Origin of the sequence: Enterobacter sp. DTU_2021_1002640_1_SI_PRY_ASU_LCPMC_013, assembly GCF_032389435.1 — a bacterium.
Taxonomy (GTDB): domain Bacteria; phylum Pseudomonadota; class Gammaproteobacteria; order Enterobacterales; family Enterobacteriaceae; genus Enterobacter; species Enterobacter hormaechei_C.
Genome location: NZ_CP135594.1, coordinates 3,148,870 through 3,160,943, shown reverse-complemented (window position 1 = coordinate 3,160,943; position 12,074 = coordinate 3,148,870). Strand labels below are relative to the sequence as shown.

At 49.7% G+C, this 12,074-nt stretch carries 11 protein-coding genes; 3 read left to right on the top strand and 8 right to left on the bottom strand.

Going from position 1 to position 12,074, the window contains the following annotated elements:
* Positions 1 to 190: 190 nt before the first annotated feature.
* From RS584_RS15240 to RS584_RS15205, 7 genes are all read right to left on the bottom strand, one after another.
* On the bottom strand, positions 191 to 364 hold the full coding sequence (locus RS584_RS15240; RefSeq protein ID WP_315748207.1) for a hypothetical protein: 174 nt from the start codon (positions 362 to 364) through the stop codon (positions 191 to 193).
* A 1,170-nt stretch (positions 365 to 1,534) separates the two neighbouring features.
* Entirely contained in the window at positions 1,535 to 2,209 is a 675-nt protein-coding gene (locus RS584_RS15230; RefSeq protein WP_315748206.1) for an SDR family oxidoreductase, read from the bottom strand.
* Positions 2,210 to 2,680 (bottom strand): YhcH/YjgK/YiaL family protein, encoded by a 471-nt coding sequence (locus RS584_RS15225; RefSeq protein ID WP_315748205.1) that lies wholly within the window; start codon positions 2,678 to 2,680, stop codon positions 2,210 to 2,212.
* Entirely contained in the window at positions 2,677 to 3,849 is a 1,173-nt protein-coding gene (locus RS584_RS15220; protein WP_315748204.1) for a sialidase family protein, read from the bottom strand. Before RS584_RS15220 ends, RS584_RS15225 begins: the two co-directional genes overlap by 4 nt.
* Position 3,850: 1 nt before the next feature.
* On the bottom strand, positions 3,851 to 5,263 hold the full coding sequence (locus RS584_RS15215; protein ID WP_315748203.1) for a sodium:solute symporter family protein: 1,413 nt from the start codon (positions 5,261 to 5,263) through the stop codon (positions 3,851 to 3,853).
* Between the two features lie 77 nt (positions 5,264 to 5,340).
* A complete protein-coding gene (locus tag RS584_RS15210; protein WP_315748202.1) occupies positions 5,341 to 6,225 on the bottom strand; it encodes a dihydrodipicolinate synthase family protein in 885 nt (294 codons plus the stop codon).
* A complete protein-coding gene (locus tag RS584_RS15205; protein WP_315748201.1) occupies positions 6,222 to 7,388 on the bottom strand; it encodes an iron-containing alcohol dehydrogenase in 1,167 nt (388 codons plus the stop codon). The genes RS584_RS15210 and RS584_RS15205 overlap by 4 nt, the downstream gene beginning before the upstream one ends.
* Positions 7,389 to 7,559: 171 nt before the next feature.
* Between RS584_RS15205 and dtnK the strand changes: the two genes are divergently transcribed.
* The 3 genes from dtnK to RS584_RS15190 are packed head-to-tail and all read left to right on the top strand — an operon-like array spanning position 7,560 to position 10,546.
* A complete protein-coding gene (dtnK, locus tag RS584_RS15200) occupies positions 7,560 to 8,795 on the top strand; it encodes a D-threonate kinase (protein ID WP_315748200.1) in 1,236 nt (411 codons plus the stop codon).
* On the top strand, positions 8,788 to 9,774 hold the full coding sequence (locus RS584_RS15195; protein ID WP_315748199.1) for a D-threonate 4-phosphate dehydrogenase: 987 nt from the start codon (positions 8,788 to 8,790) through the stop codon (positions 9,772 to 9,774). The genes dtnK and RS584_RS15195 overlap by 8 nt, the downstream gene beginning before the upstream one ends.
* Position 9,775: 1 nt before the next feature.
* Positions 9,776 to 10,546, top strand: a complete 771-nt coding sequence (locus RS584_RS15190) for a DeoR/GlpR family DNA-binding transcription regulator (protein WP_315748198.1) — start codon at positions 9,776 to 9,778, stop codon at positions 10,544 to 10,546.
* A gap of 544 nt (positions 10,547 to 11,090) precedes the next feature.
* Here RS584_RS15190 and RS584_RS15185 read toward each other — a convergent pair.
* Complete coding sequence (locus RS584_RS15185) at positions 11,091 to 12,002, bottom strand: LysR family transcriptional regulator (RefSeq protein ID WP_315748197.1); 912 nt, start codon at positions 12,000 to 12,002, stop codon at positions 11,091 to 11,093.
* Between the last annotated feature and the right edge of the window lie 72 nt (positions 12,003 to 12,074).

The window sequence follows — 12,074 nt, the reverse complement described above, 5'->3', positions numbered from 1 at the left end:
TAACAGTAAGCGTAGTGATGGTCATTTAATGATGCCATTCGAATGCTGTGAATAATATTACTGGCATTACGGAGTATGAATCTATTTCCCGTGGTGCCAGTAAGGTTTTATTCGTAATTTTATTGAACAGATATTTACAGGCACTCTTGCACAATTGCTGGAGTCTGAGCTGATATCATCAGTGACTTTTTTATTTATTGAAAACCAGTATTTTTATGATTATCGCAGCGATAAATGCCACCCCTCCGCCTGCGGCCAGCACGCTGTAGGACATTTCCCATCTTCCGGTTAAATCCATTACCATACCAAAACATAATGGAGAAAAGGGATCAATACCAAATCCTAACAGAGAACTGATCCCCATTATTCGTCCAGGCACCTTGACCCTGACCCCGATGATCTTACCACCATAACAGAGACATGGTATTGTACACTTTCCGGTATAGTTTACCCCGTAACCTGTTTCAAGTTAATTTGCACATCATTATAGCCGTAGCGTCCGGTTCACGCCCTGAGACATTCTACGGCATCAGTAGGGCGATTTTCGCGCCTCCAGCGCTGGCAAATATTTCGTTTCGTCATGGCGGGTTCTGATTATCCAGCAGCGGCAGATGTTCCTTATCCATTTGAAGGCCGGAACACGGATCGGGGACTGATGCGATTTTCCGTTTTCTCATTGTCTCGGATATGACCGTCTGGCCCAGATGATGCGTTAAGGACCTGGCTGACGATATACACCGGAGTCTGAGTAATCATTGACTGTGTTCCGGGAACAGACATTTCAATAGTGGAGATAAAGGTGACATTTTAAACTTGCAATTACAGTCGAAGAGGCTCTGAGGGCGTTTCCGGTGGCTGACGGGCAAAAGGTGGTGGCAAGTACACCGAAAACGACCGGAAACGCGCCCGATAAATATTACCTGACTACATAGTCATAACGCTAGAAGGATCTTAAATCACTTATCCGGGCAATATGATTGGGCCTCTAGGGCACTCAATACTATTTCATTCTGGATAATTTATCAGCAATGTGGTTAGTAAATTGTATTCTGAGGACGTTAAAAGAGCAGTTGCTCAAGTACACTTTAGCCTGAGTAAGCTTACCGCAACGTCGCTAAAAACGAGCCTTCCTTTATTCTGGAGTGATCTCACACACGTCACGTTTGTGACCATATTGTCTGACCAGCGTCTTCGAAATCAACTGCTTAACAGCCATAAAATGGCGGGAGCACTTATCGTTAACAAATTCAAGTTCTTACCCCTCTTTATCGTCAGTCCACTGACTGATTTTCATTTTCCATTGCCCATCAATGGCAATAAAAAAATGAAAGCGATCCGCTAGCCGTCTTCTAAGTCTATTCCATGAGCATCTGTCGGATGAACTTCGCACACTATCACCGCGGCTGCTTTAAGTATTTCGGCCCGCTTCGTTCGGTTACTGAAACTATTCCAGCGTAGTTTTAAAGGTGTTTGACCGCCGAAATGGTTATCGTCCGGTCCGCGAACATTGTCAATGAAGCCCGGAGTATGTGGTTTATAAAGATGAGCCGCCGCAGATGAGTATCTCCTGACCTGTAACCGGGGCGGCATACTCGCAGAGCAGCCACGCTGTCAGGGAGGCCACCTCTTCAGGTTTAATTAACCTGCCTATTGGGGGAACCTTCACGGGAGAGCTTTCCCTGCCTTGTGCGCCCAGCATCGGAGTTTGTGTTGCACCCGGAGCGACCACATTAACCGTAATGCCCCTGGGAGCCAGCTCTGCAGCCCAGCTTCTGACCATTCCCACCTGTGCCGCTTTGGTCGCCACATATTGTGACCGGCCAGCCATGCCCCGTGACGTCCGGCTCCCGATAATCACGATCCGCCCGCCGGCAGACATTTGTGGGGCAAAGTGATTCATCAGCCTCTCAGCAACCCCAACATGCAACCGCCACAGACGCTCACCTTCTTCTGGCCTCAGTTCACCCAGTGGCGCTGCTGCCATCATTCCTGCAGCATGAATGACCGCATCGGGCAGGGCAAGCAGAGGTAAAAGTGCCTGCAGAGCATCACTGTCGCTGAGGTCGACATTAACACTGTCAAAGGACGGGTTATCCCGTAATACCGGCGTACGGCTCAGCCCTGTCACGCGCCAGCCCTCCTCCAGTAAGCGGGTGACGATTGCTTCGCCTATTCCGGAGCTTGCTCCGGTGACTATGGCATGACGCACTCAGACCTCCGTTTTACTCAGTGGTATTTTGAAAACGGCTTTACGTACTGTCTGAGGTTCTTGTGCAGCACACAGCGCCTGGTGTGGTTCTCCGGGTAAAAATACAGCGAAATCCCCGGGAATCAGCGTTATTGCCACATTTTTTCTGCTTTCTGTGGTAATAAACAGGTCGGGCTTACGCTCCTCATCATCCGGGTGGATAGCCGGCTGTGCGCCGGCGTTGATGATTTCGGTTCCTTTCAGCATCACCTGTATGTCGACCCACAGATGATGATATTCCGTATGGCGACGGGATTCAGACTGCGTCTGTGCGGGGCCCAGGTTGCAGTACCAGTCCACACCTTCTGGCTGCCAGCGGCCGTCTTCCCTGGCCTGCAGTGCTTCAAACCGGCAGCGCGGATCTGCTAGCACGGACTTCAGAAAGGAGGGTAACCCTGCCAGCGGCAGGGCATTCAGATTACCAATAATCATGACGCTGTCTCCTGAACCCATTCAGGTGAAATGCGAACGTACTTTATCGCCTGGCGGAAGTAGGTATAGGCAATATGTAACTGCCCGTCTTCTCCCTGTTTAATACTGGGGTAGGAGTACTCGCGGTTAAGCTTTTCGAGAGAGTTATTGGTCATACAGTAGCCATCGCCCACATCAAGATCCCGCTGCCATGGCCAGCTTTTGCCGCCATCGGAAGACAGGGCCACCGTCATTGGCGCACGTGGCGCGCCCCAGAATGCAGTGCGTCCTTCAGTAACCACGGGCTCCTTACGGCTGTCGTCGCCATCATCTATTTCATCATACAGTGAGGCCCGCCGTTCGGATGCACCGGCGGCACTCATATTATTGAATACCAGCGCCAGCCTGCCATCCCGCAGGGTGGTCACCTGGATGGAGGAGTTATTGTTCGGAAGAGGGGTTGGCTCAGGCACCGACCAGCTTTCACCGCCATCGGCAGAGTGGCTGCAGTAAATATTATCTGCCCAGCGGCTGCGGAACAGCGCGACCAGGGTACCATCTTTTAGAGGTGTGATATTCATGTGCACGCAGCCCTGACTCTCAGGCACCTCAACATCCCGCCAGGTTTTACCCTCATCAGAGGAAATTTTTACTGCGCTGATGTCATCATTTCCCACCCATTTTTCACCGTTCTTCGTGCGGCAATAAAAGACCGGAAGTAACCACTTACCGTCGGGTAATACGGTGACCGGCTGGCGAATAAAAGTGCCGGGTTTATCCAGGAGGGTCGCAATTTCTCCCCAGCTTTTTCCCAGATCGCCTGAGGTACGGTAACGGACAATCGCGGTGTCCTGGTTGCCCGAAAGCTGTGCGGTCCACATCAGCCACAGCGTGTTATCCGGTGCGAGAAACAGAACCGGGTTTTGCTCTGAACGCCCGGCGTCATCAGAGAGTTTAACTGCATCACTCCAGCGTTCACTTCCGGCACTCAGGCGGGAGCTCCAGACAGAAATATCGGCAATACCTTCCTGTGTGCCACCGAACCAGACGCACATAAGCGAACCATCCGGCAAAGGCAGAATATTGGCGGCATGATTTTGCGGGCAGACCGAAGGCAGCATGGCCGTCATGATGCGTTTGTCATCTTCGTCCGGACGAAGCAGACCGTCGCGATTTACTGTTATGTTCATATCAGACTCCATTATTATTTACCGGGGCAGACGTTTTATGTCCGGCTTTGTTGGGGATCAGACGGTCAATAACCATAATCACTGCCGGTGTGAGCAGGGCAATATACATGTTGTTGATACCGTAAGGATCGCCCAGCAGATACCAGACAGAAGTCACAATGCACGCCCCCAACAACGCGCAGTTTGCTCCGCGGGCACTTTTAAAGAAGGGGGCATAGAAAGCAATGATGGCTACCACGGTAATTGACAGACGAATGGCGCGGGTAAAGAAGGAAAGCTTAAGAACTTCCGGTACAAAAAGAACAAAAATCAGGGGCAGGAACCCAATAAAGAGGGAAATCCAGCGCGTTGCTTTAAATTCCTGTTCCTGTGTGGGATTGCGCATCGGAACATAGAAGTCTTTTACCACGAGGGAAGCAATGGCCAGTGCCACCGTGCTCACGCTGACGAAAATGGAGGCCACAAGCGAGGTCGTCACCAGACCAGCCAGCCAGGGGTTCATGTCCTGCAGGAAAACGGGCATGGCATACAGACTGTTAATTTCCGGATGCAGGTATTTCGCCGCAACACCGATAATGGCGATGGCAAAGGCAATGGGCAGGCAGAAAAAGAAGGCAATCCAGGTGGATCTTTGGGCAGATTTTACATCTTTGGTTGACGAGATCGCCTGGATAACAAACTGGGTGCAAAAAATAGAGCCAATGGTGCCGATAAGCCAGGCGATGATTGTACTGACACCAATTGTCCCGTCCCAGGTCCAGTAGAATGCCGGCATCTGTTCAATCATCGGTTTAAAACCGCCGGTCTGGGTAAGGGCGAAAGCCAGGATCGCAAGAACGCCGAAGTATTTCAGTGCGCTGTGCAGCATGGTGACCCAGGCGACGCCTTTCATCCCACCGAACGCAAAATAGAAGGTACTGACGATGGCTGTGATGAATGCTGCCACGGGCAGGTTCACATGCAGCACCGTTGAGATAGCCGCCGCGCCGCTGACATAGTTACCCACGTTTACCAGCAGGAGGGCATAAATCATAATGATGGAAATAATATTTTTTGTACTGTTTCCATATTTTTCAGCAATTGCGCCGGAAATGGTGATTTTGCCGGTGCTGTAAATTCGCCTGACCAGTATCAGGCCAAATAACGGAAAACCAATTGCCGCACCGAGAACGGACCATGAGGCGGCGATACCGCTTTCAAATGCGGCCTGAGCGGTTCCGATGGTTGATTTGGCACCGATATATTCTGACATCAGGAGAATGCCCACTATAAAAGCGGGCATGGCGCGTGAACCTTCCATAAAATCCCCGGAATTTTTACTGCGGAGACGGAAGGTGAGCCAGGTGGTAAAAATAATATAAGCAACAACTATCCCGATAATAATAAGGGTATCTTCAGCGGTAAATGTTTTCATCTTTGCCTCTCGTAACAGGGCGTATGAAGCCGGGGCACTGGAAAGTGCCCGGTATTCTTATGACGATTTAAAAATGCTTAACGGGCTATACCGGCCACTAACTGGCGTATAGTGCTTACCTGTTGTGGATCAAACGCGACAGCGTAACGGCTTTCCCCGACATCATGGCCCATAATATCGAGGGCTTTTTTTACGGCTGCGGGGGAAAAAGCAACTTTATACAGTTCTGTCCGCAAAGAGGTTACGTTTTCCTGCGCCTGTCGTGAGCCTTCAATATCACCCGCTCTGAAAAGGGCCCATATGGCGTTGATCTCTTTCGGTGCAACGTTCGCCAGGCCTGAAATACAGGCGGAACAACCGTCAACAAACCCCTGGTGGATGAGTGAATCAGGACCGTTAAGGACGCTGAAATCGTCCGTATCTTTTACTGCACTGAGGAAACTGCTCAGGCTTTCATAACTGCCTGCACTGTCCTTGATGCCAATAATATTGGGATGCTGCGCCAGCTTAAGGACGGTCTGCGGTTCGAGTGTATTCCCGGTGCGGGCAGGAATATTATATAAAAACACCGGCACGCTGAGTGCATCGGCAACAGCGGTATAATGGGTAATTAATTCATTTTGTTTTAAGGGGACAAAATACGGGGTGATAACAGAAACTGCGTCCACGCCCAGCTTTTCAATTTGTTTCCCAAGACGGATGGTTTCCCGTGTGGATATTTCACCGATATGTGCCACAACGTTCGCACGACCAGCGACTTCGTCAACGCAGGTGGCGGTGACCGCCACTTTCTCCTGCTCGTTCAGTACAAAAAACTCACCGTTAGTGCCGCCGCAAAAAATGCCGTTACCGGCATCAAGCTGCCGGCGGACCTGGCGTCGCAGGGCTGCGTCACTGAATGCCCCTTCGCTGTCAAATGGCGTCACGATGGCAGTCAACACCCCCTCAATTTTTTTTCTCATTGCATCCTCCTGTAAGGTGAATTTGTCCGGAAAAGGGTACGGTAGATGTCCTGTACGTCGGCATGATCAACGTAACAGGGCGCATTATTCATCAGGCGTTTCACGTTCAGCGCGGCGTCAGCGAGAGAAGGAATATCCTCGCGTGGAACGCCCAGGGCTTCCAGGTTATCCGGCAGGTTGAGTCGTTTTACGAGAGCGGCAAAATATTCCACCAGAGCGTGTGATTTTTCTTCTGCAGTCAGGGTCATGTCCGCCTCAGGCACCAGATCCCAGACCTGAGCAAATTTTTCGATGGCAGAGGGGCGAACCACTTTCATGCAGGGGGCCAGAAGAATGGCGTTTGCCACGCCGTGTGGCAGGTGATATTTGCCCCCGAGAGGGTATGAGAGCGCATGCACCAGATGAGTACCTGCATGCGTGATGGCTGCGCCGCCGTAGTATGAGGCCCATAACATTTCAAGACGCGCATTCAGATTCTCAGGTTCAGTCACTGCCGTTTCAATGTTATGCAGCAGCTTACGCAATCCCGTCAGCGCAACATTATCACTGACCGGGCTGGCGACAGTGGCCGTGAAACACTCGATCAGGTGACATAATGCGTCAATACCGGTGGAGGAGGCGATATGCGCCGGCATACTCGTGGTCAGTTCCGGCAGTAATGCGACATAATCAGGCAGCAGTACCGGGGAAATGATGCCGATTTTAGTATTCTGTTCCGGAATGGCCAGAATGGCGTTCGGCGTCGCCTCTGAACCCGTGCCTGCCGTAGCGGGGATCAGCAGCGAAGTAATGCGTCCGGTCGGTTTTTCACCGGCGAGCAATGCCTCCAGACCGGGGGATTGCGGGTGATACAGAACTGATAACAGTTTGGCAACGTCCAGGACACTCCCGCCACCAATACCAATGACCAGGTCTGTTCCCTCTGCCAGCGCGTCAGACATAATGGCGCTCACATCATGCTGACTCGGCTCAGGTGGCACGTTGTCAATAATCTGTACTTCGCGATCGTTTTCCTGCAGCAACACCAGAATCTGTTGGGTTGCAGGAAGCCTGATGATATTGCTGTCGCTGACCAGTAAGAGTTTTTGTTTCCCTGCAAGTAATGGGGCAAGCGCGGGAATGGCCCCCGCGCCGCTAATCAGAGTACTGTTAATCGTTACCACACTGTTCTCCTCACTTTTCGACCAATGATTAAAATCAATCATTAATTTCAGTCATTCTCACGCTGTGCCTGATTTTATAATTTATCTGCGAATTAAATAAGTTGATCTTGCTCACACTTAATCAAATGTGATTGAATATAATCATTGAAGGTTAAACGATACGGGGTAGGGATGAACAGACTGAACTCAGACCAGACGGTACTGATTATGGCTGATGACTTCACGGGCGCGAATGATGCGGGAGTCAGCCTGGCACTGGCGGGGTTGTCCGCCGAAGTGGCGCTTGATGCGGAATATAAAAGTGATGCACAGGCGCTTATCCTTAACAGCGACAGTCGTGCACTTCCCGGCCATCAGGCGGCATCCAGAGTGATGCAGATGATGCAGTCTGTACTTCGTCAGCATTCACCGGCATGGATGGTAAAAAAAATAGATTCGACACTTCGGGGAAATCCCGGTGAAGAAGTCATGGCCATGCAGCGTGTCACGGGGAGCCCGGCAGTGATTGTTGCCCCGGCGTTTCCTGCTGCAGGACGGATCACCCTTGGGGGACGTTGCCTGGTTAATGGGGTGGTGCTGACGGAGACGGAATTTGCAAGCGATCCCAGGACGCCTGTCGTCAGCGAGAATATCGCAGAGCTGTTTTCAGGAAACTGCAGGAATATCCAGCCCCGCGAACTGCCTGCGGCTCTTGCTGTGGGGACATCAGCGTTTCCGGCGGTGCTGATTGTCGATGCACAAACGGATGACGATCTGGATGAGATCATCAGGCATGCCACGCAGGCCAGGGATAAACCACTCCTCGTGGGATCTGCCGGACTGTGCGAGGCTCTGGCGCGTCGTCTGGTGCCGGAAAAACATCCGGCAGGGCTTGCAGTGGTCGGATCGATGAGTGAAATCGCTCAGAAACAGCTGGCTTACGCCGTGCAGCATACCCGGTGTGAGCAGGTTTTCATTGATATCAATGACATTTTTGAGTCTTCCGCCGCGCATTATCAGGAAACCATTATTACCGCTCTGAACCGGGGGGACCACTGCCTGGTTTATACCTCTCAGGATGCACTCGCCCGGCACAGGGTGACGGCTGTCTGCGAAAGGTGGGGGATAAGCCGGGCGGAATGTGGTGAACGAATCTGTGAATTTTTGGGTGCGCTGACTCGTGACGTATTGCGGCGTTCTGCGCCGGACGGAATATATCTCTCCGGTGGTGATGTGGCGATTGCCGTTGCCCGTGCCCTGGGGGCCAGAGGTTTTCAAATTCATGGGCGCGTCGCCGGATGCGTCCCGTGGGGATATTTTTCAGGTTGCGAATGGCAACGACCGGTGATGACCAGGGCAGGCGGTTTTGGTGACGAAACCACGTTGCTTAAGGTTCTGCATTTTATTGAGGAGAAGACAGGTGAATAACATTATTGCTGTAACGATGGGTGATCCTGCAGGGATTGGTCCGGAAATTATTCTGAAATCACTGGCTACAGGGGAACTGTCCGGCGCTCCGGTTGTGGTGGTTGGCTGTGCGCAGACATTTAAACGTATACAGGCCCTCAATCTTACGCCTTGCGCTGAGCTGCGGGTTATTGACAGGGTAAGCGAGGCGTCGTTTGCTCCAGGCGTGATTAACATTCTGGATGAACCTCTCGACGATCCTGACTCCCTGGCTCCGGGGGTTGTACAGGCTCAGGCCGGTGACCTTGCCTACCGGTGTGTGAGGCGTGCCACTGAACTGGCCATGGCGGGGGAAGTAAAAGCCATTGCCACCGCACCGCTGAATAAAGAGGCGCTTCATATGGGAGGGCACCTCTATCCGGGGCATACAGAACTGCTGGCACACCTGACCGACAGTAAAGATTATGCAATGGTACTTTACACCGACAAACTGAAAGTCATTCATGTGACAACACACATCGCGTTGCGTAAATTCCTTGATACCTTAAATCAGGATCGGGTAAAAACGGTGATTCGTGTGGCAGATTCTTTCTTAAAACGAGTGGGTTACGAAAACCCGCGCATCGCCGTGGCTGGCGTGAATCCGCATGCCGGGGAAAACGGACTGTTCGGGGATGAGGAAATCAAAACCGTGGGTCCGGCAGTTGTGTCAATGAAAGCTGAAGGGCTTAATGTTACCGGCCCGTGTCCGCCGGATACTGTCTTTATGCAGTGTCATGAAGGCATGTACGACATTGTGGTGGCGATGTATCACGATCAGGGACATATTCCGTTAAAATTGCTGGGCTTTTACGATGGGGTTAATATTACAGCAGGGTTGCCGTTTATCCGTACTTCTGCGGACCATGGTACCGCGTTTGATATCGCCTGGACCGGAATAGCGAAACCGGAAAGTATGGCGATTTCCATTAAGTTAGCCATGCAAATTACACGGGAGTAAAATGAAAGGATATAACCGGTTAGAACAGATTATGGATTATCTGAAGGGGCATAATCTGGTCACAGTTGACCAGCTTGTGGCGGTAACAAACGCTTCTCCTGCGACAATCCGTCGCGATTTGATCAAACTTGATCAGGAGGGGGTGGTCAGCCGCTCGCATGGAGGCGTCACCCTCAACCGGTTTATCCCTTCACAGCCGACGACGATGGAAAAGATGCAGCGTAACCTGTCAGAAAAGCACGCCATTGCCTGCGCGGCTGCCGCGCTGGTGAAAGCTGGCGATGCGGTCGTTCTTGATGCGGGAACGACCACGATTGAACTTGCACGACAGCTGACGCATTTACCGCTCAGGGTTATTACAAGCGATCTGCACGTTGCCTTATTTCTCTCTGAGTTTAAGCAAATTGAAGTCACCATTATCGGAGGGCATATTGATGAATCCAGCCAGTCCTGTATTGGCGAACATGGCAGGAAGCTGCTGCAGAATATCTGGCCGGATATCGCTTTTTTAAGCTGTAACGGCTGGGACATTGAGAAAGGGGTAACCGCGCCGACAGAAGAAAAGGCTGGTGTTAAGCGTGATATCGTTGCTAATGCGCGACGGCGTGTTCTGATTGCAGACAGCTCAAAATATGGAGCATGGTCACTGTTTAATGTCATTCCTCTCAGTTCCCTGACCGATATTGTGACTGATGATCGTCTTGACGAAGATATTCGTGACAAGCTGGGACAACTTCCCTGCCAGTTAACGATACCTGGCAACCAGACCTGATGCATCGAAATGCACTTGCAGCGGAAATTTAAATATGATGGCCCGGATGTGTCTCACTAGGTATATGACTCTTTTCCCTTCCGTAGCGCCGGGCTTTAATTGAGCTGCTTTCTGCCAGTGCGTCCTTTACGCCTCCATTGTTTTTTTAAGGGTATCCTCCGCTACTGCATGTTGTGTATAAATCTTTTTCCAGGCAAACCGGAGCGTGGTTTTTACTGCGGAAAAATACTGTACAGATCGAAAACGTCCGTAACGTTGGTTGAAAGTGACGTCGCGTTGACTAAAAAAGGATGTAAATAACTTCTTGACTGGTTTTAGTAGTTATGCTGATTGGTTCGTATATCGTTAACACTGGTAGTCAATTCAACTGACCTCATTAATGCTTCCCTAAAACTGAGTTGCCGGTTGATCTGTTTCACATTACGCTTATTCATAATTTACCGAATGCCCTAGGCATTTTTCCGATGATTATAAATAAAAATGATGTCAGTTAATATTTTTTTCTGTACCGACGAGGTAATCTATGCCGGTATCATAATTTTTTCTAGTCCGATAAGTTTTCTGGTAAGGTTAATTCGTGTTTTAAGTGTTCAATAAACGTTCTCACTAACGGGTTAATATATCTTGCTTTCTTTTCAATAGCATACAAATGATGTGAGAGTCCAGCGTGATATTCAGGAAGAATATGTGAAAGGATTCCTTTTTTTATATATATTGAAGCCAGATAGTCCGGAAGACAGGAGATACCATCGTTATTTAGTAAAATATTCAGTAATGTAAGACTTGAATTAGAGGTGATAACTGATTCAACAGGTATCATTATTTCTCCATTTTCACCTGAAAATACCCAGTTGTCATGGTAAGCCATTACCGGATTGGTGAGACATCGATGATTAATAAGGTCCTCCGGAGTTTTTATTTCTGGGTTTTCAGAAAGGTACTGAGGTGAGCAACAGTATATCCAGTTGATTTGTCCAAGATAGTAATTACTATCAGACTCAGTAAGCTTTTTTGTTATCCTCAGGACCATGTCAAAATTAGTCTCTGATAAATTGATTATATTATCATTTAAATCAACATGGAATTTTACACGTGGATATTTTTTTTGATAAGTAGTGATTAAATCTGGCAGGACTTTAGAACCATAGGCAACAGAACAGGATAATCGCAGGTGCCCCTCCGGCTCGGAATAACTGCGGACCTGAGAAAACATATCTTCACATTCTTCCAGCAACATAATGGCACGATTAAACACTGCTTCACCATGTTCTGTAAGGAATATATTCCTTGTGGTTCTTTTTATTAGAGTTTTTCCCAGTTGTCCTTCCAGTTTTGACAGGCTTTTACTGACGGCTGAACAGGAAAGTCCTAATTCATGGGCTGCTTTTGTAAAACTTCCTGCTTCAACTATTCTGACGAAAACGCTTAGCTGACTCAACGTACCTGAACCTAACATATAATTCTCCATTCGTTATTTATCAGTAAATTGATTAAGTATTATAAATAATGTTATGTCTTAAGTATGTTT